Below are 24,335 nucleotides of genomic sequence, written 5' to 3' on the forward strand. Positions count from 1 at the left end.
GTCCTGGCCGGCGGTGGCGGCGGTGGCGGCGGTGGCGGTGGCGAAGGCGTCATCGGCGGTAAGGGCGGCGACGGCGGCAACGGCGGCTTCGGCATCCTCTCCGGCGGTGGCGGCGGCAGCGGCGGTGGCGGGGGCGACGGCACCCTTGTCGGCGGCCAGGGCGGCAACGGCGGCAAGGGCGGCAACAGCATCTTCAACGGCGGCAACGGCGGGAAGGGCGGCAAGGGCGGCTTCGGCGGTCTCCTCGGCGGCGCCGGTGGGTCCGGCGGGGCCGGTGGCGCCAGCTTCTTCTGACCGTCTCCCCTGACCGTCGACGGGGTGGAGGCCGTCAAGGCCTCCACCCCCTCTCCGAAACCCTCACACCACTTTCTTCGAACTGAATTTCTTTGAGCTGAATCGAACCGAATCGAACCGGAACGGAGATCCCGATGTTCATCAACCCCTCCCGGCGTCCCATCCTCCTCGCGGCGGCCTCCGTGGCGCTCGTCACCGTCACCGCGTGCGGCGCCCAGGCAGCCACCCACACGGCCCCGGCCCCCACCGGCTACACGGCCCTGGCCCACCGGTCCGGGCACTGCGGCGAGGGGGGTGAAGGCGGCAAGGGCGGCGCGCCCGGCCAGCCGGGTCAGCCGGGCGAACCCGGCAAGCCAGGCTGCTTCTCGCTCCACGACCTGCCTGACAAGCCGAAGTCGGAACTCTCCCTGGCGGACCGCGCACGGATCGCGCTGACCGTGCTGACCGGCCGGGCGACCAAGGCCGAAGTGGCCAAGAAGTACAAGATCTCGGAGAAGGAGGTCGACACATGGGAGCGTCAGGTTCTGAACGGCGACTGGCTCGGACTTCTGAACGGCGTCACGTGAGAAAGGGAAATCTCATGCGCAGGAATTCCTGGAAATTCGGTATCGGCCTCGCGGTCTCGACCGTGGTGATCGCCGGGGGTGCGACGGCCCCGGCCGCGATGGCCGACACCGGCCCCGTCGGCAGCGGATCGGGCAGCGGCCCGCCCAGCCTGAGCAGCGTCCATGTGGGCAACGGCAGCGTCCGCATCGGCGACTCGATCTGCGCGGGCAACTGCAACGGCACCGTCAACGGCGCCAAGGGCGCGGACGGCGGCATCTGCGCCGGGCTCTGCAACGGTAGCGCCAACGGCGGCGACGGCACCGCCGGCGCACCGGGCCGGGCCGGCGGCAGGGGCGGCAACGGCGGGATCTGCGTCGGCGTCTGCTCGGGCAGTGTCAACGGCGGCAACGGCGGGAACGGCGGCGACGCGGTGGGCACGGGCGACGGCGGGAACGGCGGGCGGGGCGGCAACGGCGGGATCTGCCTCGGCGTCGGCTGCGAGACCAGCGGCAACGGCGGCCGCGGGGGCAACGGTGGCAACGGCTGACTCAGCCGGCGGCCTGGGCCAGCGACTGCTCCGCCCACACCGTCTTGCCGACCCGGTCGTGCCGGGTGCCCCAGCGTTCGGCGAGCTGGGCGACGAGCAGCAGGCCCCGGCCGCCCTCGTCGAAGATGCGGGCGCGCCGCATGTGCGGGGTGGTGCCGCTGGAGTCGTACACCTCGCAGATCAGCGTCGAGTCCTGGTGGATCAGCCGGAGCTGGATGGGCGGGCGGCCGTAGCGCATGGCGTTGGTGACCAGCTCGCTGACCATCAGCTCGGTGGTGAACGCGGCCTCGTCCAGCCCCCACGCGGACAGCTGGTCGCAGGTCAGCCGGCGGGCCCGGGAGACGTCCGTCCAGTCGCTCCGCAGCTCCCAGGCGGCGACCCGGTCCTCGTGCAGGACCCGGGTGCGGGCGACGAGCAGGGCGATGTCGTCGTCGGGGCGGTGGGTCAGCAGCTCGGTGAGCACATGGTCGCAGACCGCGTCCAGCGAGGGCGCCGGCCGGACCAGCGCGGCGAACATCTTGTCCAGCGCCTCGTCGATGTCGTGGTCGCGGGCCTCGAACAGCCCGTCGGTGTACAGGGCGAGCATGCTGCCCTCGGGCAGTTCGGCCTCGATGGCCTCGAACGGCAGCCCGCCGAGCCCCAGCGGCGGCCCCGCGGGTACGTCGAGGAAGCGCACGGCACCGTCCGGAGTGACCACGGCGGGCGGCGGGTGGCCGGCCCGGGCCAGGGTGCACCGGCGGGAGACCGGGTCGTAGACCGCGTACAGACAGGTGGTGCCGATGCCGCCGGCGGTCTCGGCGGCCGGGTCCGTGCTGCCCTCGTCGGCGGCGAGCCGCAGCACCAGGTCGTCGAGGTGGGTGAGGAGTTCGTCGGCCGGCAGATCGACGTCGGCCAGGGTGCGCACGGCGGTGCGCAGCCGGCCCATCGTGGCCGAGGCGCGGATGCCGTGGCCCACCACGTCGCCCACCACGAGCGCCACCCTGGCCCCGGACAGCGGGATCACGTCGAACCAGTCGCCGCCCACCCCGGCCCGGGTCGCGGCGGGCAGATAGCGTGTGGCGATCTCCAGGGCCGCCTGGTCGGGCAGCGTGTGCGGCAGCAGGCTCTGCTGCAGGGCCATGGTGGTGGTGCGGGCCCGTGTGTAGGTGCGGGCCTGCCGGATGCCGGCGGCCGCCTTGGACGTGAACTCCTGGGCCAGCCGCAGGTCCTCCGGGCCGAACGGCTCCCGGCCGGGGCGCCGGCCGAACAGCGCCACCCCGAGCGTGCTGCCCTGGGCGAGCAGCGGCACCGCCAGCAGTGAGCGCGCGCCGGACGCGCGCAGCCATGCCGCGCCCGGGTCCACCGCCGCCCACTCGGCGACGAGCGGGTCCGCCGTGTCGTACAGCAGTGGCCGGCCCGCCGTCAGACACCGGACCGGAGGCGAGTCCGGCGGGCAGACGACCGCCTCGCCGACACCGCTGCCGTAGGCCGGTCCGACGCCGTCGGGCATGGCGCGCAGCGCGGCGCGGCGCAGGACGACCGGGCCGGGCTGCGGGGCGGGTTCCTCGCCCGCGTCGCAGGGGGCGTCGAGCAGGTCGACCGCCATGACGTCGGCGAGCCGGGGGACGGTGACCTCGCCGAGCTCCTGCGCGGCGCGGGCCTGCTCGGAGGCCGTGCCGACGCGCGAGCCGCTCTCGCCCGAGGGGCGCTGCCGGGCGGCGGTGTCCTGCGCGGGCGGCTGCGTGGACAGACAGACGGCACGCACCCGGCCGTCGGCGTCCTTCAGCGGGGTGAGCGCGGCGGCGCGGCCCAGTTCCGCGCCGAGCCGGGCCCGGGCCTCCTGCGGCCGGCCGGTCTCCAGCGCGAGCCGCATCGACCGGTCGGCCTCCTCGCTCGCGCCGCCGGGCATGATGTGCGGCAGCCGCAGTCCGCGCATCGCGGCCTCCGGCAGGGCGAGGGCGTGCTCCATCCGCCGGTTGGCGCGCACGAGCCGCAGCTCGGCGTCGAAGATGGCCAGCGGGAAGGGGGACTGGAGGAAGGTCCACTCCTCCAGGGGCTCGCCCCGGGGCGGCTGCGCGCGTGCCGTCACGGCGCTCACCACGAGCCAGTCCGTGACTCCGGTGTCCGAGGTCCGGCGGTGCGCGAGCACGCCCAGCTCCAGCAGCCGGCCGTCGCGGTGCCGCAGCGGGACGGTGCCGTTCCAGCGGTCCCGGCCGGCGACGATCCGCCGGGCCGCGGAGCCGTCGGTGGCGAGGAGCGCCGTGGCGGGCCGTCCGACGACGGCCGGTGAGTCGTAGCCGAGCAGCCGCTCGGCGCCTTCGCTCCAACCGGTGAGAATGCCCTGTTCATCGATGGTGGCCGTGGCCGTGTACGTCGACTGTCGCTCCGGTCGCTCCATCGCCGCTCATCTCGCCCTTGTCGCCCTTGCTCGGCAGGCTCTCCTGACCAGCATGATCCCGGGCGGCGCGGAGCACCAACGCAGGGCCGCGGGAAGAAAACCGCGGTCGTCCGCAACCGGCCGGGGGCTTCCCGGCATGAAGGAGACAAATGCCCATATTGCGGCATTACCCATCCTGCTGGGGGGTGACAACAGGGAGGACTCGATGACCGGCGTCACGGCCCGGCCGCATCCGCGCCGAGCTCGGCCACACCGGTACGGCCGAGCTGACGCGGATCGCGATCTCCCTGGGTCTGTGCGGGCTCAGCCGTTGGCCAGGGCCTGCACCCGGTCCAGGGCCCCGTTGAACTTGTCGTGGTCGCCGACGGCCGGGCCGGAGGAGGTGTACTGCCACATCGTGTAGTACGACCAGCCGGCCGGCAGCGTCCCCGGGTCCGAGGCGTAGCGGGCGATCCACAGCGGGTTGTTCGCCGCGAAGCCGCCGTAGTTGCCGGTGCAGTCGCTCCACCAGCTGGTCGCCGTGTAGATCACGGCGTCCCGGCCGGTGAGGGACTTGTAGGTGTTCAGGAAGTCGGCGATCCAGCCGACCATCTGGCTCGCCGACTTGCCGTAGCACTCGGCGCCGTACGGGTTCCACTCGATGTCGAGCGCGCCGGGAAGGGTCTTGCCGTCCCTGGACCAGCCGCCCCCGTGGCCGACGAAGTAGCTCGCCTGGGCGGCGCCGCCGGCGGTGTCCGGGGTCGCGAAGTGGTAGGCGCCGCGGATCATGCCGATGTTGTACGAGCCGTTGTACTGCTGGGCGAAGTACGGGTTCGTGTAGTACGTGCCTTCCGTCGCCTTCGTGTACGCCCAGCGCACCCCGCTGTTCCAGAGGGTCGACCAGGCGACGTTGCCCTGGTAGCCGGCGACGTCCACGCCCTCGGTCTGGGTGACGGCACCGAGGGCGGGGGTGCCGTGCCGGCCGTCGTGCGCGGGCACGCCCATGCCCATGTGGGCGGAGCCGCGGGCGGGCGCGGTCGCGGCGCGGGCGGAGGTGAGGGGGAGGGTGAGGGGGAGCGCCGCGAGCAGGGCCGTGACCAGGACGGCGAGGGGACGCGGGCGGAGGGAGCGGGCGGAGCGGTCGGAGCCGGGTCTGCGCACGGGCATGACGTGCCTCCGGGGAGTGGGGTGGGGAGAACGTGGCTGTGACCGTGTACCGGATGCCGCACTGGCGTGGGCATGCCATTGATGTGCCTGGTAGGGAAGCTACGCACGTAGATACGACGGGGGAAGGGGGTCCGGGCTCCGCCGTTGGTCTAGCCCTGCGAAATACTTACAGAGCTGCGGCAATGACGACTTTTGGCAGAAACTTTCAGGATCGCGAAACCGAGCAGGGGTGCTGACGTGCACGAGGACGGAAACGGCGACGCACATCGCGCCGCCCAGAAGATGACGCCCAGTGGTGCAGACCAGGAATTCCTGGCACTGGAACGGGAGTTGACCGTGCTGCTCCGCCGGGCCCGGGCCAACCAGGGCGAGATGGCCCGCGAGGTCCATCCCGACCTGGAGTCCTCCGCGTACGGCCTGCTCATCCGCCTGGACGAGTGCGGCGGCCAGCGGGCCACGGACCTCGCCGCCTACATCGGCGTCGGCAAGGCCACCATGTCCCGCCAGCTGCGCGCCCTGGAGGAGCTCGGCCTGATCGCCCGCGAACCCGACCCCGCCGACGGCCGCGCCTGGCTCGTCACCCTGACCGAGGAGGGACGCGGCCGGGTCGGCAAGGTCCGCGAGGCGCGCCGCGCCCGCTACGTCCGGCAGCTCGCCCACTGGGACCGCCGTGAGGTCGCCGAACTCGCCCGCCTCCTGAACCAGTTGAACGGCGTCATGGAGAAGTAGGGCACCCGGAAGGGCCCGAGCGCTCACGGCCGGAAACGGCGAGGGGCTCTCGGCCGGAATCGGCATGAGGCGCACGGCCGGAATCGGCGAGAGGCTCACAACTGCGCGTAGACCACCGTCGCGTCGTCGTGCGTCTTGCTCCGGCCCAGGAACGCCCGCTCCTCGCGGTCCGCCGCCTCCAGCTCCCGCACCCGCTCCACCAGGGACCGGGCGCCCTCCTTCGCGACCGTCTCGAACAGGGCCTGCCAGTTGCCCTCGTGGAACTTCTCCGTCCAGCGGGTCGCGCCGTCCGTCAGCGCGGCCAGGGAGCGGACCTCGCCCCGGGGCAGGGTGCCGGTGACCGCGCGGGCGGCCACCGAGGGATCGGCGGCGGCCGTGAAGAAACCGCCCTCCTTGTTGCGCAGGGTGGCGTCCACCAGGGCGTCGGTGGCGAGCGCGGAACGCGGGAGGCGGGCCAGCCGGTCGTCGAGGACCGGGGTGACCGTGCCGTCGGGGCCCTGCAGCAGCAGCGCGGAGTCGGACAGCACCAGGTACTCGACGGTGCCGGCGGACCAGCGGGCCAGGGCGACAGTCGCCTGGGGGGTTCGCGGGTGAGAAAGTTCACAGGTCTGCGCGTGGGCCTCGGCGGTGCGGCCGATCGCCCGCGAGAGAATCCCCGGGAGCGTCAGATCTCCGCGCGAAACGGTCAGTTCGGTCAGCGCGCCGCCGAGCCGGGCGGTGAACCAGGGGACGGAATGCAGACACCCCGTCTCACCCCGCGGCGGAGTCACCCCGTCCAGGACGATTACACAACCTCCCTGTCCGGAGGCGGGTAGTCCGACAGCGGCGAAGTCCTCGTTGGGTCGGTTCGCGTCGCCGGGTTCCGAAACGAGATCAGTTCGCATTCGGCCAGTCTGCACGAGGCCTTCACAGGATGCGCCAAAGGCTGGCAACCGCCGCCGAATTGGCACGACTCCGCAGGTCAGGCGCCTGATTTGGCATGGAATGATCCACTCCGGCAAGGCGTGGTGGCGAATACTGCCAAAGCCTGCCCCGCGCGTCCAACCGGCATGCCGCACGGCAGCGCCCCACGCGCCACGGGAACTTGCCCGCCAACTCCCCTCCGATGTTCACTCCTTCGGGTGGCGGGTCAGGTGATGCGCGACCACTGCTCACCGGCGCTGGGAGGGTCGGGAACCGTACGAACCGGGTGTACGCACCACTTGGCACCGATATGACGGGGCGCCACCCGGACCCTGGGTAGACGAGTTCAGGAATGCGAGCACCGGTGCAGATGAAGCGGCCTCGGCGCACAGGCAGGCAGACGGACCCCACGGGGACCGCCCAGCAGACCCCCGTGGGCACCGGCCGCCCCACCCATGTGCGCACCCGGCTGATCGTCGCCGTCGCCGTGGTGGCCGCCGCGGTCGCGGGAGCCGGCGCGCCCTCCGTGCTCACCGGATCCCAGGACGTCAGCGACTCCCAGGACCTGGTGACGCTGGCCGCCCGCACCCAGGACGCCCTCGCCCTCGCGAACTCCCTCGCCGACGAGCGCGACGAGGTCACCTCCTACATCGCCGCGGGCCGCCCCAGGTCCAAGGCCCCCTCCGAGGACCGCAGCGCCCGCGTCGACCGGCAGGTCGAGGACCTGCGCGCCGAGGAGGACACCCCGGCGAGCCTGCGCGGCGACCTCGACGGCATCGCCGCCGTCCGCCGGGCCGCCCTCACCGGCCAGAGCACGGCCCTCCAGGCCCACCAGGCGTACTCGGCGGCCATCACCGAGCTGCACCGGATCGCCGAGCAGCTCGCCGACCAGACGCCTCCGCGGGCCGGCTCCGGCGCCCACGCGCTCGCCGAGCTGGACACCGCCGTCCAGCAGTCCGCCGCCGCCCGCGGCCTGCTGCTCGCGGCGCTGAACGTGCCGTCCTCCACCCGGACGGTGATCAGCCCCGTCACCGGCCTGCCCACCACGACCTCCACCACCTCCGAGGCCGACAGGAAGCAGCGCGACGCTCTGTCCGCCGCCGCCCAGCAGGCCCGGCTGCGCGCCGACGCCGCCCTCGCCGACTTCCGCGCCACCGCCCCCAAGGCGGCCGTCGACTCCTACGACTCCACGGTCACCGGCACCGACGTCAACTCGGCGGAGAAGTACCTCGCCACGCTCACCGGCCGGCCGACGCTGGCCGACAGCGAGCTGACCACCAGCACCAAGAAGCTGGACGCGGCCCTGTCCGCGCGCGTCGACCTGATGCGCGGCGCGGAATCGGCCCTCTACGAGCACCGCACCAAGGACCTGGCGAAACTCCGCGACGACGACGTCACGGCGCTGGAGATCCGCATCGCCGTGCTCGGCGCGCTGATGCTGGTCGCGGTGGGCCTCGCCACGGCCATGGCCCGCACCCTGACCCGCCCCCTGTCGGTGCTCCGCCGCGGCTCGGCCCGCCTGGCGGAGTCCGGGGACCCCGCCGGCCAGGAGCCGATCGCCTTCACCGGCCGCAACGACGAGTTCGCCCAGGTCGTCCGCTCGGTCAACGCCCTGCACGCGCACGCGGTCGCCCTGCGCGAGCAGACCATCGCCGCGGGCGAGCGGGTCGCCACCCTGGAGACGGACCGCAAGCACCTGGTCGGCCAGCGGCAGAAGATGGCCGACGCCCGCGAGGCCCTCCAGGCCGAGCTGATGCAGTCGGCCGACATGCTGGAGCGGATGCGCACCAGCATCGGCGGTACGTTCGTCAACCTGGCCCTGCGCACCCTCGGCCTGGTCGAACGCCAGCTCGCGGTCATCGAGGGCCTGGAGGAACGCGAGCAGGACCCCGAGCGGCTCGCCACGCTCTTCAAGCTGGACCACTTCGCCACGGTCATGCGCCGCCACAGCGAGAACCTCCTGGTCCTGGCCGGCGCCGAGCACGTCCAGCAGCACCACGGCCCGGTGCCGCTGGTCGACGTGGTCCGGGCGGGCGTCAGCGAGATCGAGCGCTACGAGCGGGTCCGTATCGCGGCCCTGCCCCCGCACGCGCACGTGGCGGGCTTCGCAGCGGACGACCTCTCCCATCTCCTGGCCGAACTGATGGAGAACGCCACCTCGTTCTCCCCGCCGGAGATGCCCGTCGAGGTCTCCGGCTGGCTGCTGGAGAGCGGCGAGGTCATGCTCTCCGTCCAGGACGAGGGCATCGGCATGGCGGCCGACCGCATGGACCGCCTCAACGTCCGCCTGGCCGACTTCGACCCCGAGTCCGCCTACGACCACGAGGGCGACGCCGGTCTCGGCCTCGGCCTGTACGTCGTCGCCCGCCTCGCCCACCGCCACGGTGTCCGTGTGCAGCTGCGCGAGCAGAAGCAGGGCGGCGTCGCGGCGGTCGTCGTCCTGCCGGCCACCCTCCTCGCCGATGCCCTGCCCCCGCAGACCTCGTCCGGAAGCACCACCGGCACCTTCTCCCTCCCCGGCGCCGACGCCGAGGCCAACTCCAACGTCCTCCACGCCCGCACCAAGGACACCGACCCACTGGTGGCCCTCGCAGAACAGGCACTCCGGGACACCACGACCTCGGACGGTACGGCCGTGGCCTCGGACGGTGCGGCCATGACTTCGGGTGGTTCGGCCACTGATTCCGGCGGTCGGGCCGGCGATTCCGGCGGTGCGGCCACTGTCCCGGGCAGTGCGGCCATGCTCTCGGGTGGTTCGGTCACCGACCCGGGCGGTTCGGCCACCGATTCCGGGGGGCGGGCCGACGACTACGGCAGTCCGGTCACGGCCTCCGGCGGTGCGCCCACGGTGTCGGGCGGTGCGCCCATGGTCTCGGGTGGTTCGGCCGCCGACTCGGGCGGTCGGGCCGGCGACTCCGGCGGTCAGGCCACCCATTCCCGCGGTTCGGCCGCGGTCTCCGGCGATCGGGCCACGACCTCGGGCGGTCCGGCCATCGATTCCGGCGGTCGGCCCACCGACTCCCGCGGTCCGGTCACGGCCTCTGGCGGCTGGCCCACCGACTCGACCGGTGCGGCCACCGACTCCCGCGGTTCGGGCGCCGCCCCCGGCGGTCCGGCCGATGAGATCGACAGCCCGGCGCAGCCGACGGTCGTGACGCCTGCGGGGGAGACCGCGACCGCCTTCGGCACGTTCGCCGAGGAGACCGCCTCCGCCGAACGGGCCGGGGAGACGGAGGGTGCCTTCACCGGACGGGCCGGGGAGACGGCGGGCGCCTCCGCCGCACCGGCCGGTGAGACGCACAGCGGCTTCGGCGGGCCGGGTGCTCAGGCGGAGGGCGCGGTGTGGGATGCGTTCGGCGGCCGGGCCGGAAAGCCGGTGGAGCAGGCGGTGCATGAGCAGGCCGGCCCGGCCGCCCAGGACGCGGAGACCCGCCCGAAGGCCCCGGCGGAGACGTTCGCCGAGACGACGATGGAGCTGCTGCTCCCGGACCTGACGCAGCCCCCCATGGTCCCGGCGGCCGCCGCCGGCGAGGACGCCCCACAGGGGCCACCCGCACCCGGCCACGAAATCCCCGCCGAAGGCGAGGCCGAGGCGGAGGAGCAGGTCACCAGCAAGGGCCTCCCCAAGCGCACACCCAAGATCACCGTACCGACCCAGGCCCCACGCCAGCGGACCCGCTCTGTGGACGCCGAAGCCCTCCGCAGGAGGCTGGGCGGCTTCCGCCAGGGCGCCCAGGCCGGCTACCGCGACGTAGAGGCAGAGATCACAGCACGTACCGAAAACGCCACGGGGGGCACAGCCGAGGAGGCAAGCAGTTGACCGCGCCCAGTACCTCCAGTACCTACGGACTGAGCAGTGAAGCCCGCAACCTGCACTGGCTGCTGACCAACCTGGTCGAGGAAGTCCCCGGCATCCAGTCCGTCGCCGTGGTCTCCTCGGACGGTCTCCTGCTCCTCTCGTCCGACCCGGGTCACACCGAGCAGTCCCGCAAGGCCCGCCCGGCGAAGGGCCCCCGCGGCTCCTCCGCAGACCTCGCCACCATCGTCTCCGGCATCGGCAGCCTCACCGTCGGCGCCGCGAAGCTGATGGACTTCGGCGGCGTCAAGCACACGATGATCGCGATGGAGGAGGGCAGCCTGTTCGTGATGTCGATCAGCGACGGCTCGCTGCTCGGCGTGCACGGTTCCGCCGAGTGCGACATGAGCGTGGTGGCGTACCACATGGCGCTGTTCGTCGGCCGCGCAGGCCACGTCCTGACCCCGGAACTCCGCAGCGAGTTGCGCAAGTCCCTGCAGGCCGAGGCGGAGTCGGCGGGGAGCGCCCGATGAGCGGACCCGGAAGGAAACTCCCCGTGCGCGGCGGCGACCGCAAACCCGCCCGGGTCCGCCCCTACTCGCTCACCGGCGGCCGTACCCGCTTCGGTCACGTCCTGCTCGTGGAGACGTTCGTGGCGGCGCTGGAGGCCCCCGAGGAGCGCAAGGAACTGACGAACGGTTCCCTCAGCACCCGGGTGATGCCCGAGATGCAGGCCATTGTCGAACTGTGCCGCCGTATGCGTACGGTGGCCGAGATCGCCGCGCTGCTGAAGATGCCGCTCGGCGTGGTCCGCGTGCTCCTGAGCGACCTGGCGGACCAGGGAAAGATCCGTGTGTACGGCACCGGCACCGGTCACGGCACCGGCCGCCCGGACCGTGCGCTGCTGGAAAGGGTGCTGAGTGGACTCCGTCGTCTCTGACGCCGCCGCCTCCGCCGTCGGAGGCGCCCCTCTCGTCGCCGGATTCACCGAGCCCGACGAGGACCTGAGGTCCTGGCAGACGGACCGCACCCGCGCCCCCATCGCCACGAAGATAGTCGTGGCGGGAGGCTTCGGTGTCGGCAAGACAACCCTCGTCACCTCCGTCTCGGAGATCACGCCCCTGCAGACCGAGGCGCTGATGACCGAGGCGAGCGAGGAGACGGACGACCTCACCGCCACGCCGGGCAAGCTCACCACCACCGTGGCCATGGACTTCGGCCGCATCACGCTCGACGACGACCTGGTGCTCTACCTGTTCGGCACGCCGGGCCAGCAGCGGTTCTGGTTCATGTGGGACGACCTGGTGCGCGGTGCGATCGGCGCGGTCGTCATGGCCGACACCCGCCGGCTGAAGGACTGTTTCCCGGCACTGGACTACTTCGAGAGCTGCGGACTGCCGTACGTCGTCGCCGTCAACCACTTCGACGACAGTGAGCTGTTCGAGCCGGAGGACGTACGGGAGGCACTGACGATCCCCGCGCACGTCCCTGTCATGATCATGGATGCGCGGCGTCGGATCTCGGTCATCGAGACACTGCTGGCCCTGGTCGGCCACGCGCTGGACGAAACCCCCGAGTAGTCCCCGAGCAGTACCCGTTAGGAGTCCCCACCCGCATGCGGAAGATACTCGTCGTCGGAGCCGGCCAGTCCGGTCTCCAGCTCGCCCTCGGCCTGCAGTCGCACGGCTACGAGGTCACCCTGATGTCGAACCGGACCGCGGACGAGATCCGCACCGGCCGGGTCATGTCGACGCAGTGCATGTTCCACACGGCACTGCAGCACGAGCGCGATCTGAAGCTGAACTTCTGGGAGTCCCAGGCCCCGAAGATCGAAGGACTCGGCGTCTCGGTCGCGGCCCCCGGCTCGCACGACCCGGGCCCCACCCAGCGGGCCATCGACTGGGTGGGCAGGCTGGACGGGTACGCGCAGTCGGTCGACCAGCGGGTGAAGATGGCCGGCTGGATGGAGACCTTCGCACAGCGCGGCGGCCAGCTGGTCATCCACGGCGCGGCCGTCGGCGACCTCGACTACTTCTCCCGCACCTACGACCTCGTCCTGGTCTCCGCCGGCAAGGGTGAGCTGGTCCAGATGTTCGGCCGCGACGCCTCGCGCTCCCCGTACAGCGAGCCGCAGCGCGCGCTGGCGGTGTCGTACGTCCACGGGCTCGGCCCCCGCCCGGAGCACCCGGACTTCGCGGCCGTCCGCTGCAACCTGGTCCCCGGTGTCGGCGAGCTGTTCGTCATGCCGACGCTCACCACCTCCGGACCGGCCGACATCCTGTTCTGGGAGGGCATACCCGGCGGCCCGCTCGACGTCTTCAACGGCGTCAAGGACCCGGCGGAGCACCTCTCCCTGACCCTGGAACTCATGGAGAAGTTCACGCCCTGGGAGTACGCGCGGGCGACCGAGGTCGAACTGACCGACGCGGGCGGCACGCTGGCCGGCCGCTACGCCCCCACGGTGCGCAACCCCATCGGCCGGCTGCCCGGCGGCGGCCTGGTCCTGGGCGTCGCGGACGTCGTCGTCGCCAACGACCCGATCACCGGCCAGGGCTCCAACTCGGCGTCCAAGTGCGCGGCCGCGTACCTCGCGTCGATCCTGGAGCAGGGTGACAAGCCGTTCGACGAGGAGTGGATGCAGGCCACGTTCGACCGGTACTGGAACACCGCGCAGCACGTCACCAAGTGGACGAACGCGATGCTCATGCCGCCGCCGGAGCACATCCTGAACCTCATCGGCGCGGCCGGCGGGCTCCAGCCCGTGGCCGACCGCTTCGCCAACGCCTTCGACGACCCGGCCGACTTCGAGAACTTCTTCTACGACCCGGAGAAGACGGCCGCCTATCTGGCGTCGGTCGCGGGAGCCTGATCGTCCGGTCGTACGGCACCGAGCACCGGGTTGGACGCCAGCGGTGACAGCTGGACGTTCGCTCCGGGTCTCGGTGCCTGTACGACCTTGCCGTCGCCCACGTACATCGCCACGTGGGTCGCGTCCGGGAAGTACACCACCAGGTCACCGGGGCGGAGGTCGCCGAGCGGGATGTGCTTCAGGCGCCGCCACTGCTCCTGGCTGGTGCGGGGGATGGATCTGCCCGCGTACTGCCAGGCCCCGGAGGTGAGGCCCGAGCAGTCGTAGCCGTCGGGGCCCTCCGCACCCCACATGTACGGCTTGCCGAGCTGGTACAGGGCGTAGCGCACCGCGCGGGCGCCCTCGGCGGAGGCGGCGCGGTTCGCGGGGAGGGAGCCCGCGGTGACGAGCTTGTGCTGGGCCTCGGTGACGCCCCGCTGCTCCAGCGCGGCGACCGCGGCCAGCTGGCCCGGGGTCAGGGTGGCCAGCAGCCGCTCCACGTCGCCCAGCTTGCCCCGCACCTCGTCGCGCTGCTTCTTCTGCTGGTCGGCGAGGGTGAGCTGGGCGTCCAGGGCTTTGCGGGCGGCCCGGGCCAGGGTGTCCCGCTGCTTCTCCGCGGCGGTCAGCCGGTGCACCGTGCGGGCCTGCACACGGGCCAGTTCGCCGATGACATGGCTCTCGTCCAGCGCGTCCTGCGGATCGGGCGCGAGGAGCAGGCGGACGTACGGGCCGAGACCGCCGGTGCTCTGGTACTGCCGGCGGGCCAGCCGGCCGGCGTCGGCCCGGCTGTCCTGCAGGGCGAGCCGGGTGCGGGCCAGTTCGCCGTCGAGGCGGGCCACCTCGGCGCGCTGACGCTTCAGCTTCTCGGCCGTGGCGTTGTACGTCTCGGTGGCCTGTTCGGCCTGGCGGTACAGCTGCTGAAGGTCCGTCAGCAGCTGGGACACGGACCTCTGCGGACCCGCACCGGGCCGCTGCGGGTCCGGTGCGGCCGCGGCGGGTGCGGGCACGAGCACGGCCTGGGCCGCCAGCGCGGTCGTACAGGCCAGGCGCACGAGCATTCCTGACACGTGATCACCTCGGGTGCGGGGAGGGATTCCCGGCGGGCGGGCTGGTCGCCTCCTATCGCACCGCGATAATCAGATGTATCCGTGCGGGGCGCGCTCCCGGCGTGCGCGGTTCGGCGCAAGCTGTCACTCGTTCGTGGTGTCCGGCTCACCGCGCGGCGTGGCGGTGGGCTTCGACCAGGGCCACCTGAGCCGTCCGCCGGAGGTGTCGTCCGGGTCGTACTGGTACTTCCATCCCTGGATCAGCCCCAGCCGCTTGCTGTGCCCGCGCGGCACCCTGCGGTAGACGAGCACGGTGGGCGGGCCGCCCTCGGGGTCCGGGACGGGGATGCGGTACGTCTTCGGCGGGTGTCCGGTGGGGCCGACCATGACCGGCAGCACGCGCCCGTCCATGGGGCCGCCCTCGAAGGGGGTTTCCTGACTCTTCACCGCTTCAGTCTCGGCCATCCTCGCCGAGCGCGCCGACGACGGCGGCCGTCTGCTCGTCCCGGGCCGCGGTGACGGTGAGTACGGCCACGAACTGCTCCACCAGCCAGGCGCGCAGCTCCTCCACCGGGGGCTGCTTGTCCTCGTCCAGCCAGATCAGGGAGGCTGCCTCGACGGCCGTGATCCAGGTCCGGACGGTCATCCGCAGCCGCGGGCCGGGCTCGGCGACGCCGAGGTGGCTGTAGATGTGCTCGGCGGCGGCCCGCCGGACCCCGTCGACGATGGCCGTGGTCCGCGAGGTCTCCACCACGCTGCCGCCCTGGAGCAGCGCGCTGAACCCGGTGTCGTGCTCGTCGACGAAGCTCAGATACCGGTCCAGGGCGCGGGACAGGCGGGGCAGCAGGGGCCCCTCGCGGGCCTCGTCGAAGCACAGCTGCAGCTCTTCGGCGGCCGAGCGCAGCGCGGCCTCGTACAGCTGCTGCTTGCCGCCCGGGAAGTACCGGTACACCAGGGGGCGCGACACTCCGGCGGCCTCCGCCACGTCGTCCAGCGACACGTCCTCGGGGGCGCGGTGGGCGAAGAGGCCCAGGGCGGCGGCGAGGAGCTGGCTTCGCCGCTCCTCGACGCTCAGGCGGCGGTAGGCGGGGGTGGCGGCGGGGGTCATGGACCGCAGCCTAATCGCTCCGCTCGGGGGGCGGTCTTTCGTCTGCCGGTCCGTTGTGGCTGGTCGCGCCCGCGCGGCGGAGCCGCACGTCGATGCGGCCCCGCGCCCCTCACGTCGGCACACTCGCCTACGCCAGCAGGCCGGACGACCTCCACAGCCGCCGTCCCACTCCCCGCAGCACACCGATGTCGTCCAGGAAGTCCGTCAGCCGCTTCGCGCCCGTCTGCATGACCTCGCGGCGGTGCCCGCTGGCCTTCACCTGGGCCATGGCCTCCCGCTTGTCCAGGCCCACGTTCGTGTAGACGTCGGGGTTCACGAACGCGATCGAGAACACCCGCGCGAACTCACCGGACGTGATCCTCGTGAACTCCTGGGACCACTTCGGCGCCGTCACCATCTGGCGCCGCAGTTCCTCGCGGGCGTACCGGACGTGCCGGGCCTCCTCGACGACGTGGATGCGGGTGACGCCACGGATGAGGGGCTGGATCCGCTCGTCCGGGAAGGTCAGCCGCTGCATCCAGTCCAGCACCTCCTCGCCGAGCAGCGTGGCGGTGAAGGAACCGGGGGTCGTGGAGATGGTCTTGAAGAGGCGGCCGAGGTTCTGGTGGACCTTGCCGACCGGGTACCAGGGCGTGCCGCCGTGCGAGATCAGGCGCGCGAACATCTTGGAGTGCCGGCACTCGTCCTCGATCTCGGTGAGGGCGTAGCGGACGTGCGCGCTCGTCGCCGCCTTGTCGTAGATGTGCCGCACCAGCAGCTGCATCAGGATGATCTCGAACCAGATGCCGAGGGAGGCCAGTGCCGCCGCCTCGTGCTGGGAGAGCAGGATCCGCTGCTCCTCGCTCATCCGCTTCCACATCGGCGTGTCGTAGAGCGAGACCAGTTCCGGCGGCCAGAACCACTTGCCTTCCTCGAAGGGCGCGTCCCAGTCCAGTTCCCTGTCCGGGTCGAAGGAGTGCTTGGCGGAGGACGCGAGCAGCCGTTCGGCCACCTGCTCCCGGTCCTTGAGCAGGCCGAGCGCATCGCGCAGACCGTCCAGCGCGTCCGCTTCCGTCAGGGTCGTCATGGCTCCCTCACCTCGTTACCCGGGGGTAGTCGTCCTGTCTCTTATGAGACTGCCTGTCAGCAAGACCGTCAATCCCTTGCGCATGACTTGTTGACTTCGCGTCTACGTGTGAGCCTGCGGGGTATGCCGACCCATGACCTGTACGCCAACGACCCCGGAGACTCCCCCTGGCAGGTGCCCGCGAGCGGCGCCGCCCGGTTCAGCTGGGAGTACGACGACGGCCGCGAACGCCTGCTCGCCCTGTACCAGAAGGGCAAGGACAAGCAGTGGGACGGGCAGCAGCGCATCGACTGGGACCTGGAGGTCGACCCGTACGACGCGCTCGGCACGCCCGAGGAGGCCATGACCCTGTACGGCACCAGGTACTGGGACAGGATGACGGAGAAGGACAAGGGCGAGCTGCGGCGGCACTACGCCTCCTGGCAGTTCAGCCAGTTCCTGCACGGCGAGCAGGGCGCGATGATCTGCGCGGCCCGGATCGTGGAGTCGGTGCCCGATCTGGACGCCAAGTTCTACTCCGCGACCCAGACCATGGACGAGGCCCGGCACGCCGAGATCTACGGCCGGTTCCTGCACGAGAAGATCGGGCTCGTCTATCCGATCAACGACAACCTCCAGTCCCTGCTCGGCGACACCCTGCGCGACAGCCGCTGGGACATGCCCTACCTCGGCATGCAGGTCCTCATCGAGGGTCTCGCGCTGGCCGCCTTCGGAATGATCCGGGACACCACCGACAAGCCGCTGCCGAAGCAGATCCTGACCTACGTCATGCAGGACGAGGCCCGGCACGTGGCCTTCGGCCGGCTGGCGCTGCGGGACTACTACAAGCAGCTCACCGACGCCGAACTGCGCGAGCGCGAGGAGTTCGTCATCGAGGGCTGCTATCTGATGCGCGACCGGCTCCGGGGCGTGGAGGTCCTGGAGAACTTCGGCATCCCCAAGGCCGAGGCGGAGGCCCTCAGCGAGCGCTCGGAGTTCCTGCAGCTGTTCCGCAAGCTGCTGTTCAGCCGGATCGTGCCCTGCGTCAAGGACATCGGGCTGTGGGGCAAGCGGCTCCAGCAGGCCTATGCGGACATGGGCGTCTTCGAGATGGGCGACGCCAACCTGGATCTGCTGATGGCCCAGGACGAGGAACTGGCCGAGCAGTTGGACGCCCAGCGCTTCGCCACCGAGGAACGCGAGCGGATCGCGGAGGTCCGGGAGGCGATCGAGTCGGGGGCAGCGGAGGCCTGACGGGGTGGCGGCCGAGATGGCGGACGGCTGAGGCGATGGAGGGCCGGGGCCCACCCGCCGTTCGCCCGACGCCTGGCCGCCCCACGCCTTTCGGTTGGGCCCCGGGCGCCCCGCTCCCTTCCGCCGGCTCCCGAGCCCCGCACGCTTCGCCCCGTCGGCCGGGGGGAGGGCTGGGGCAGCGGAGGCCTGACGCGGGTGGCGGCCGAGATGCCGGACGGCTGAGGCGGCGGTAGGCCGGGGCCCACCCCGTTCGCCCGACGCCCGGCAACCCCACGCCTTTCGGTTGGACCGTAGCCGCCCCACGCCGTCCGCCCGACGCCCAGCAGCCCCACGCCTCTCGGTTTTGCTGCAGCCGCCCCACGCCGTTCGCCCGACGCCCGGCCGCCCCACGCCTTTCGGCCGGGCCCCAGCCACCCCCCTCCCTTCCGCCGGCCCCCAGCCCCGCACGCCCCCCGGCTCGCCGGGCGGATGGCTGAGGTGGGTGAACTGGTGGGGCGGTGGAGGGATGAGGTGGCTGCCGGGGCGTTCACCCCTGTGCAGTAGCGTGCTGGCGTGTCCATGCCTCCGCCCCCGCAGCAGCCGTACCCGAACGGCCCGTCGTACCCCGCCGGCCCCCAGCAGCCGCCGAACCCGTACGGCCCGCCCCCGCAGGCCGCCGCCCCCGGTCCGTACGGCCCGCAGCCCCCGCAGGCCGCCCCCGGCCCGTACGGCTCCCCGTACCCGCCGCAGCAGCCGTACCCGCCCCAGCAGCCCTACGCCCAGCAGCCGTACCCGGGCTGGGGCGCGCCGCCCATGGCCCCGCTGCCGAGGAAGCGGCGGGTCGGGCTGATCCTCGGCATCGTGGGCGGCGTCGTCGTGGCGGTCGTCGTGGTGCTCGTCCTGATCGGGATGGCGGTCGAGAGCGGCTTCCCCGAGGCGAAGAACAAGCTCACGCTGCCCCAGACGCTGCTCGACGGGAAGTACCGGCTGGCCCAGGACCTCTCCGGCTCCGAGGGCAAGAAGATCGAGGACGAGGCCCACGGGGCCTGGGACGCCAAGGACCTGCACGGTGTGGTCGGCACGTACAACGTGGACGGCGACGCGACCAAGGGCACTCTGGTGGTCTCGGGCATGTACGGCCGGTTCAAGAACACCGACGCGGCCCGCAGGAACATGATGACGGGCGCCGCCGAGGGCGCCAACGGCAAGGTCGCCGTGCCCGCGAAGGACTTCGACCTGAGCGGCGTGACGATCAGCTGCGAGGTCGTGACGCAGGAGCAGGTGGGCACGAAGTTCACCGTTCCCATGTGCGCCTGGGCCGACGGCAACACGGGCGCCACGGTCGCCACCGTGACGCCGCTCGCGTCGCAGAGCCCGTCGGACATCGACCTGGAGGCGGCCGCGAAGGACACCCTCAAGGTCCGTTCCGAGGCGGTCAAGCCGATCGGCTGACCTCCGCACTCCGTTCAGGACGCGACGCGGGCGGTGCTCACCGGCCGAGCACCGCCCGCATCACGTCCCGCGCGATCGGTGCCGCGTTCCCGCCGCCGCTGATCTCGCCCCGGTTCGCCGAGGCGTCCTCCACCACCACCGCGACCGCCACCTGCGGGTCCAGGGAGTTGTCGGCCTGCGCCCAGGAGACGAACCAGGCGTACGGCACACCCGCGTTGCCGACCCCGTGCTGCGCGGTGCCGGTCTTGCCGCCGACCAGGGCGCCGGGGATGGCCGCCCGGGTTCCGGTGCCCTCCCGGACCACGTCGGCCATCAGCTCCTTCAGCCGTTCGGCCGTCGAGGGGTTGATCACCTGCCGCACCGGATGCGCCCCGTTCCCCGCCACCGTCTCGCCGTTGCGCCGGGTCGTCCGCTCCACCAGGTACGGCGACCACAGCTGCCCGCGGTCCGCGACGGCCGCCGCGACCATCGCCATCTGCAGCGGAGTGGCCCGCGTGTTGTACTGCCCGATCGAGGCCAGCGCCAGCTGAGCCCGGTCCACGTGCGGGTCGAAGGTGCTGGGCGCGACGGAGAAGGGGATCCGCAGCCCGGTGTCGTTGAACCCGAACGCCCCCGCCGTGGCCGCCATGCCCTTCACCCCGACGTCCACACCGAGCTTGGCGAACACCGTGTTGCAGGACCACTCGAAGGCCGACCGCAGCGAGGCGTCCCGGCAGCCGTCGGCCTCGTTGGTCAGCCGCGTCCTGGTGCCGGGCAGCCAGTAGGGGTCGGGGGAGTGGGTGTGCGCGTCCACGTCGGTGACCGCCCCCGCGTCCAGCGCCGCCGCCGCGGTGACGACCTTGAACGTCGACCCCGGCGGATAGGTCTGCCGCACCGCCCGGTTGAGCATCGGCTTCTCCGGGTCGTGGTTGAGCCGCGCCCACGCCGAGGTCACCGCCTCGCCGTTGCCCGACAGCACCCCGGGGTCGTACGACGGACTCGACACCAGCGCCAGGACGCGGCCCGTGGTCGGCTCGATCGCGGCCACCGCGCCCTTGCGCCCGGCCAGCCCCCGGTACGCCGCCTCCTGCGCGCGCCGGTTCAGCGTGGTCACGACGTTCCCGGCCGGACCGGGCCGGCGCGTCATGTCGTTCCACAGCGGCAGCGGCCACAGCAGCGGGTCCGTGCCGGAGAGCACCCCGTCCCCGGCGTGCTCCAGGAACGTGGTGCCGTACGACTGCGAGGCGAAGCCGGTCACCGGCGCGTACAACGGGCCGTTCTTGTAGGTGCGTTCGTAGCGCAGCTGCTCGCCGGTGTCCACGGAGCCGGTGACCGGCTCGTCGCCGACCACGATGTCGCCGCGCGGATGGCCGTAACGGGCGATCTCGGCGCGCCGGTTGGCGGGGTTGTCGTCGTAGACCCGGGACTGCACCACCTGCACGCGGGCCGCGTTGACCAGCAGCGCCGCCAGCAGCAGCGCGCAGAACGCGCAGGCGTGCCGGATGTAGCGCGCCATCGGCCGCCCACCGCCGTAGTCGCTCACGGTGCCTCCTCTACGGCGTACTCGCTCACGGTGCCTCCTCTACGGCGTACTCGCTCACGGTGCCTCCCGCCCGTCGTACTGGCTGCGCGCCGAGTCGCTCACCCGGATCAGCAGCGCCACGATCGTCCAGTTGGTGACCACCGAGGAGCCGCCCTGGGCGAGGAACGGCATCGCCATGCCGGTCAGCGGGATCAGCCCGGTGACCCCGCCCGCGATCACGAACACCTGCAGCGCCAGGATCGACGCCAGCCCGACCGCGAGCAGCCGGCCGAAGGGCTCGCGCAGGGCGAGGCCCGCCCGGTAGCCGCGCTCCACCAGCAGCGCGTACAGCAGGAAGATCGCCGCGAGCCCCGCGAGCCCCAGTTCCTCGCCCGCCGTGGCCAGGATGAAGTCCGACTTGACGGCGAAGCCGATGAGGACCGAGTGCCCGAGCCCGAGCCCGGTGCCGAGCATCCCGCCGGCGGCGAAGGCGAACAGCGACTGGGAGAGCTGGTTCGGTCCCCGCCCGGCCTCGATGGTGGCGAAGGGATGCAGCCAGTCCTCGATCCGCTGGTTCACATGCGGCTCCATCCGCCCGACGGCCACCGCACCGAGGACGGCGAGCAGCAGGCCGACCGCGATCCAGCCGGTCCGCCCCGTGGCGACGTACAGCAGCACCACGAACAGTCCGAAGAACAGCAGCGAGGTGCCCAGATCCCGTTCCAGGACCAGCACCCCGACGCTCAGCAGCCAGATCGTCACGATCGGCCCGAGCACCCGCCCGGTCGGGAACTGCAGCCGCCACAGCCGGCGGCCCGAGTACGCGAGCGCGTTGCGGTTGTCGGCCAGGTAGGCGGCGAAGAACACCGCGAGCAGCACCTTCGCGAACTCGCCCGGCTGGATGGAGAATCCGGCGATCCGGATCCAGATCCGGGCGCCGTTGACCGCCGGGAACAGGATCGGCAGCGCGAGCAGCCCGAGCGCGGCGGCCACGCACACATACGCGTACCGCTGGAGCGCCCGGTGGTCGCGCAGCACCAGCACCACCCCGATGAACAGCCCGATGCCGAGCGTGGACCACACGAGCTGGGCCGGGGCCGCCTGGTCGTGCGGGGTCTCCCGGTCCAGCCGGTAGATCAGGACCAGCCCGAGCCCGTTGAGCAGCACACCGATCGGCAGGAACAGCGGGTCGGCGTACGGCGCCCGGATGCGCACCGCGATGTGCGCCGACAGCGCGAGCACACCGAGCCCGGCGCCGTAACCGACGGCCCCCGGCGGAACCGTACCGGTCCGCGCCAGCCCCACCGCGCAGTAGCCGTACACCGACAGCAGGACGGCCAGCACGATCAGGGCGAGTTCGATGCCGCGGCGCCGGGGGAGACGTACGACGGCCGCGGAAGTCCGCGCCGCCGCCACGGTGGTTCCGGTGGTTCCGGTGGTTCCGGCCTTGGTCATGCCCGGAACCTACCCAAACCGGGCAGTGCGCCCCAAAGGCGCGCGGGGAACCACGGGAGAAACCACGAACGACCCGCACCCGGCGGACCACCGGTGGCCCCGGGCTCTCTACCGCCTCGCCACCGCGGGCAGGACCAGCGTGGCGACGGCCCCGCCGTCCACCGCGTTGGCGAAGAACAGCCGCGCCCCCAGCACCTCCGCCTGCCCCATGGCGATGGTCAGCCCCAGCCCGTGCCCGGTCGCCCCGCCCTCCGTACGGAACCGCTGCGGCCCATGAGCCACCAGGTACTCGGGATACCCCTCCCCGTGATCCCGTACGGTCACCACCGCGCCGTTCACGGTGAGCACCACCGGCGCCCGCCCGTGCTTGTGCGCGTTCGCCACGAGATTCCCCAGCACCCGCTCCAGCCGCCGCCGGTCGGTCTCCACCCGGGCGTCGGCCAGGACGCGTACCTCCGTGTCGGTGCCCGAGGCCCGTACCACCCGCTGGGCCAGCGCCGCCAGGTCCTCGGTGTCCACCGCCGGCTTCTCCCGCCCGGTGTCCAGCCGGGAGATCTCCAGCAGGTCCTCGGTGAGGGTGCGCAGCGCCGCCACCCGGTCCCGCACCAGCTCCGTCGGCCGCCCCGGGGGCAGCAGCTCCGCCGCCGCGTGCAGCCCGGTCAGCGGGGTGCGCAGCTCGTGCGCCACGTCCGCGGTGAACCGCTGCTCGCTCAGCAGCTTGCTCTGCAGGCTCGACGCCATGGAGTCCAGCGCCGCCGCCACCGCGGCCACCTCGTCCTGCGGACGGGACGGATCCTTCGTACGGGGGTCCTCGACGCGCGCGTCCAGGTCGCCCGCGCTGATCCGCCGGGCCACCCGGGCCGTGCCGTGCAGCCGCCGGGTCACCCGGGTCACCCCGAACACGCCGACCAGCACCGTCGCCCCGATCGCGAGCACCGACGACCACAGGATCGAGTTGTCCAGCCCGCTGATGGTGCGGGACTGCTGCGAATAGTCGACCGCCACGGCGAGCGCCCGGTGCCCGGCCACCGGGCCCGCCGCCCACATGGTCGGGCGTCCGTCGTGCTGGGAGACCATGGTGCCGCGCGCGCCGGCCGCCGCCAGGGCGCGCAGCGGCGCGGGCAGCCCCGGGGGGTCCACCCCGGCGTTCGGCATCAGCGTGTCCCCGGCCTCGTACGCCGCGGTGGCGTCCGCGAGGCGGGACAGGGCCCTGCCGCGGGCCTGGCCGACGGTCTGGTTGGTCACCGAGACGTGCACCAGGACGCCGAGCAGCGCGGCCAGGGCACAGCACATGACCGTGATGAACACGGCCGCCTTCACGGCGAGCGGCCCGGCCCAGCGGGGCAGCGCGAGCCTCACCGCGCGCCCGCCGAGGAGGAGGTGGACGGAGAGGGAGAGAGCGTGGGCCTGGGCGAGGGCGTGGGCGAAGGCTTCTGGGCGTGCCGGCCGTTTCCGGTGTGCAGGTACTCGTCGCGGGAGAACACCATCGCGCGCTGCCCCGGGTCCCACACCCAGGTCGTGCGGTACTCGTAGCCGGAGATGTCGGCCGGCGAACGCTCGATCAGTGACCGGCCGGCCAGCTCCACGCCGAGGATCGCGTCGTTGTCGGCCAGCACCTGCACCAGCTTGTGCTTCTCGACGGTGTAGACCCGCACGCCCGTCTGGTTGGTCGGGTAGAGCCGGAAACCCAGCGTCATGTCGTCCCGGCCGTCGCCGGTGAGATCCCGGTAGTACGGCTTCAGCAGCGGGCAGCGGGCCCGGTCGCCGCCGGCCCGGCAGTCCTTCAGCCGGTCCACGGTCGCGTGGTACGCCCCCTTCGAACCGTAGTCGTCCGGATGCGCCTTCACCTCGGCCTCGACCACGTCCACCGGGTCCACCTTGCGGATGTCGTCGCCGGGGACCGTGATGCCCTTGACGACCTCCCTGGTCGCCACGTCGTAGGGGTACGCCGGGCTGGACGCCGGGCGCAGGTCCGGCCAGAGCTTGGCGGGGCTGACGGCGGCCGGAGTGGCGCCCGCGCTCCGCAGCCCGCCGGCGTCCCCACAGGCCACCGCCGTCACCGACAGCAGGGCGACGGCGGCCGCGGTGAGGGCGGTGCGCGCGGGACGGCGGGCTGGCACGGTGCTCCTGGGGTGTCGGGGTCACTGGGGTCGCTCGGGCCCCGTACACCCTATGCGTAGACGAGTAAATTCCCATGTAAGTACTTTTTGCAGCCATGGGAGTGACGCTGGAGGAGAGGCTACTCGGGGCCTCTCGGCCTGCCCAGAGAGGCTCCTCCCCGGTCCTCCGCGGTCCTCCACGGGCGTCAG

General features: G+C 72.5%; 22 protein-coding genes. 11 read left to right on the top strand and 11 right to left on the bottom strand.

All coding sequences use genetic code 11. The features are described from left to right. From ABT288_RS26860 to ABT288_RS26870, 3 genes are all read left to right on the top strand, one after another. The coding region (locus ABT288_RS26860) for a hypothetical protein (protein WP_351612637.1) at positions 1-294 on the top strand (294 nt) is incomplete at its 5' end. A 134-nt stretch (positions 295-428) separates the two neighbouring features. Beyond that, positions 429-860 (top strand): hypothetical protein, encoded by a 432-nt coding sequence (locus ABT288_RS26865; protein WP_351612639.1) that lies wholly within the window; start codon positions 429-431, stop codon positions 858-860. A 14-nt stretch (positions 861-874) separates the two neighbouring features. After that, a complete protein-coding gene (locus ABT288_RS26870) occupies positions 875-1,387 on the top strand; it encodes a hypothetical protein (protein ID WP_351612641.1) in 513 nt (170 codons plus the stop codon). Between the two features lies 1 nt (position 1,388). Here ABT288_RS26870 and ABT288_RS26875 read toward each other — a convergent pair whose 3' ends face one another. After that, a complete protein-coding gene (locus ABT288_RS26875) occupies positions 1,389-3,764 on the bottom strand; it encodes an ATP-binding SpoIIE family protein phosphatase (RefSeq protein ID WP_351612643.1) in 2,376 nt (791 codons plus the stop codon). Between the two features lie 303 nt (positions 3,765-4,067). Beyond that, positions 4,068-4,910 (bottom strand): lysozyme, encoded by an 843-nt coding sequence (locus ABT288_RS26880; protein WP_351612646.1) that lies wholly within the window; start codon positions 4,908-4,910, stop codon positions 4,068-4,070. 237 nt (positions 4,911-5,147) lie between these two features. Between ABT288_RS26880 and ABT288_RS26885 the strand changes: the two genes are divergently transcribed. After that, positions 5,148-5,639, top strand: a complete 492-nt coding sequence (locus ABT288_RS26885; protein WP_450860174.1) for a MarR family winged helix-turn-helix transcriptional regulator — start codon at positions 5,148-5,150, stop codon at positions 5,637-5,639. Positions 5,640-5,734: 95 nt separating this feature from the next. Here ABT288_RS26885 and ABT288_RS26890 read toward each other — a convergent pair whose 3' ends face one another. Further along, positions 5,735-6,523: a protein phosphatase 2C domain-containing protein gene (locus ABT288_RS26890; RefSeq protein ID WP_351612648.1), complete on the bottom strand. Its 789-nt coding sequence runs from the start codon at positions 6,521-6,523 to the stop codon at positions 5,735-5,737. A 371-nt stretch (positions 6,524-6,894) separates the two neighbouring features. On the opposite strand from ABT288_RS26890, the gene ABT288_RS26895 reads away from it, so the two are divergent. From ABT288_RS26895 to ABT288_RS26915, 5 genes are read left to right on the top strand one after another with little or no spacing between them, the layout of a single operon-like run. After that, the gene (locus ABT288_RS26895; protein ID WP_502972828.1) at positions 6,895-10,362 is read left to right on the top strand and encodes a sensor histidine kinase; all 3,468 of its coding nucleotides are present in this window, start codon (positions 6,895-6,897) and stop codon (positions 10,360-10,362) included. After that, positions 10,359-10,871, top strand: coding sequence for a roadblock/LC7 domain-containing protein (locus ABT288_RS26900; RefSeq protein ID WP_351612651.1), 513 nt, complete (start codon positions 10,359-10,361; stop codon positions 10,869-10,871). Before ABT288_RS26895 ends, ABT288_RS26900 begins: the two co-directional genes overlap by 4 nt. Next, positions 10,868-11,278 carry a DUF742 domain-containing protein gene (locus ABT288_RS26905; protein WP_351612653.1) on the top strand — a complete coding sequence of 137 codons (411 nt, stop codon included), beginning with the start codon at positions 10,868-10,870 and terminating at the stop codon, positions 11,276-11,278. The genes ABT288_RS26900 and ABT288_RS26905 overlap by 4 nt, the downstream gene beginning before the upstream one ends. Beyond that, complete coding sequence (locus ABT288_RS26910; protein ID WP_351612655.1) at positions 11,259-11,918, top strand: GTP-binding protein; 660 nt, start codon at positions 11,259-11,261, stop codon at positions 11,916-11,918. The genes ABT288_RS26905 and ABT288_RS26910 overlap by 20 nt, the downstream gene beginning before the upstream one ends. A gap of 35 nt (positions 11,919-11,953) precedes the next feature. Continuing rightward, the gene (locus tag ABT288_RS26915) at positions 11,954-13,207 is read left to right on the top strand and encodes a styrene monooxygenase/indole monooxygenase family protein (RefSeq protein WP_351612658.1); all 1,254 of its coding nucleotides are present in this window, start codon (positions 11,954-11,956) and stop codon (positions 13,205-13,207) included. On the opposite strand, the gene ABT288_RS26920 is transcribed toward ABT288_RS26915, so the two are convergent. The 4 genes from ABT288_RS26920 to ABT288_RS26935 all read right to left on the bottom strand — a co-directional run bounded on the left by ABT288_RS26920 (position 13,180) and on the right by ABT288_RS26935 (position 16,406). Beyond that, positions 13,180-14,253, bottom strand: a complete 1,074-nt coding sequence (locus ABT288_RS26920; RefSeq protein WP_351612661.1) for a C40 family peptidase — start codon at positions 14,251-14,253, stop codon at positions 13,180-13,182. The two genes, ABT288_RS26915 and ABT288_RS26920, sit on opposite strands and share 28 nt — an antisense overlap. Before the next feature lie 123 nt (positions 14,254-14,376). Next, complete coding sequence (locus ABT288_RS26925) at positions 14,377-14,679, bottom strand: DUF8847 domain-containing protein (protein WP_351612663.1); 303 nt, start codon at positions 14,677-14,679, stop codon at positions 14,377-14,379. A 4-nt stretch (positions 14,680-14,683) separates the two neighbouring features. Next, positions 14,684-15,340 (bottom strand): TetR/AcrR family transcriptional regulator, encoded by a 657-nt coding sequence (locus ABT288_RS26930; RefSeq protein ID WP_351612666.1) that lies wholly within the window; start codon positions 15,338-15,340, stop codon positions 14,684-14,686. A gap of 127 nt (positions 15,341-15,467) precedes the next feature. Next, positions 15,468-16,406, bottom strand: a complete 939-nt coding sequence (locus ABT288_RS26935) for an AurF N-oxygenase family protein (protein WP_351612669.1) — start codon at positions 16,404-16,406, stop codon at positions 15,468-15,470. A 123-nt stretch (positions 16,407-16,529) separates the two neighbouring features. Here ABT288_RS26935 and ABT288_RS26940 point away from each other — a divergent pair, with 123 nt between their 5' ends. Then, entirely contained in the window at positions 16,530-17,639 is a 1,110-nt protein-coding gene (locus ABT288_RS26940) for a ferritin-like domain-containing protein (RefSeq protein ID WP_351612672.1), read from the top strand. A 558-nt stretch (positions 17,640-18,197) separates the two neighbouring features. Beyond that, the gene (locus ABT288_RS26945; protein WP_351612757.1) at positions 18,198-19,070 is read left to right on the top strand and encodes a hypothetical protein; all 873 of its coding nucleotides are present in this window, start codon (positions 18,198-18,200) and stop codon (positions 19,068-19,070) included. 37 nt (positions 19,071-19,107) lie between these two features. On the opposite strand, the gene ABT288_RS26950 is transcribed toward ABT288_RS26945, so the two are convergent. From ABT288_RS26950 to ABT288_RS26965, 4 genes are all read right to left on the bottom strand, one after another. After that, a complete protein-coding gene (locus tag ABT288_RS26950; RefSeq protein ID WP_351612761.1) occupies positions 19,108-20,565 on the bottom strand; it encodes a penicillin-binding transpeptidase domain-containing protein in 1,458 nt (485 codons plus the stop codon). Positions 20,566-20,646: 81 nt separating this feature from the next. Further along, positions 20,647-22,026 (bottom strand): FtsW/RodA/SpoVE family cell cycle protein, encoded by a 1,380-nt coding sequence (locus ABT288_RS26955; protein ID WP_351612675.1) that lies wholly within the window; start codon positions 22,024-22,026, stop codon positions 20,647-20,649. A gap of 108 nt (positions 22,027-22,134) precedes the next feature. Further along, positions 22,135-23,385 carry an ATP-binding protein gene (locus ABT288_RS26960; RefSeq protein WP_351612678.1) on the bottom strand — a complete coding sequence of 417 codons (1,251 nt, stop codon included), beginning with the start codon at positions 23,383-23,385 and terminating at the stop codon, positions 22,135-22,137. Beyond that, positions 23,382-24,146 (bottom strand): hypothetical protein, encoded by a 765-nt coding sequence (locus ABT288_RS26965; RefSeq protein ID WP_351612680.1) that lies wholly within the window; start codon positions 24,144-24,146, stop codon positions 23,382-23,384. The genes ABT288_RS26960 and ABT288_RS26965 overlap by 4 nt, the downstream gene beginning before the upstream one ends. Positions 24,147-24,335 lie beyond the last annotated feature (189 nt).

This window comes from Streptomyces sp. NPDC001093 (assembly GCF_040298985.1).
In the GTDB taxonomy this organism is placed as follows: domain Bacteria; phylum Actinomycetota; class Actinomycetes; order Streptomycetales; family Streptomycetaceae; genus Streptomyces.

Bases quoted from the DNA above. Each gene is read 5' to 3' on its own strand.
- ABT288_RS26875 (WP_351612643.1), bottom strand. From the start codon at position 3,764: ATGGAGCGACCGGAGCGACAGTCGACGTACACGGCCACGGCCACCATC.
- ABT288_RS26890 (WP_351612648.1), bottom strand. From the start codon at position 6,523: ATGCGAACTGATCTCGTTTCGGAACCCGGCGACGCGAACCGACCCAAC.
- ABT288_RS26895 (WP_502972828.1), top strand. From the start codon at position 6,895: ATGCGAGCACCGGTGCAGATGAAGCGGCCTCGGCGCACAGGCAGGCAG.
- ABT288_RS26905 (WP_351612653.1), top strand. From the start codon at position 10,868: ATGAGCGGACCCGGAAGGAAACTCCCCGTGCGCGGCGGCGACCGCAAA.
- ABT288_RS26955 (WP_351612675.1), bottom strand. From the start codon at position 22,026: ATGACCAAGGCCGGAACCACCGGAACCACCGGAACCACCGTGGCGGCG.
- ABT288_RS26880 (WP_351612646.1), bottom strand. From the start codon at position 4,910: ATGCCCGTGCGCAGACCCGGCTCCGACCGCTCCGCCCGCTCCCTCCGC.
- ABT288_RS26930 (WP_351612666.1), bottom strand. From the start codon at position 15,340: ATGACCCCCGCCGCCACCCCCGCCTACCGCCGCCTGAGCGTCGAGGAG.
- ABT288_RS26915 (WP_351612658.1), top strand. From the start codon at position 11,954: ATGCGGAAGATACTCGTCGTCGGAGCCGGCCAGTCCGGTCTCCAGCTC.
- ABT288_RS26865 (WP_351612639.1), top strand. From the start codon at position 429: ATGTTCATCAACCCCTCCCGGCGTCCCATCCTCCTCGCGGCGGCCTCC.
- ABT288_RS26940 (WP_351612672.1), top strand. From the start codon at position 16,530: ATGCCGACCCATGACCTGTACGCCAACGACCCCGGAGACTCCCCCTGG.
- ABT288_RS26870 (WP_351612641.1), top strand. From the start codon at position 875: ATGCGCAGGAATTCCTGGAAATTCGGTATCGGCCTCGCGGTCTCGACC.
- ABT288_RS26945 (WP_351612757.1), top strand. From the start codon at position 18,198: ATGCCTCCGCCCCCGCAGCAGCCGTACCCGAACGGCCCGTCGTACCCC.
- ABT288_RS26950 (WP_351612761.1), bottom strand. From the start codon at position 20,565: ATGGCGCGCTACATCCGGCACGCCTGCGCGTTCTGCGCGCTGCTGCTG.
- ABT288_RS26935 (WP_351612669.1), bottom strand. From the start codon at position 16,406: ATGACGACCCTGACGGAAGCGGACGCGCTGGACGGTCTGCGCGATGCG.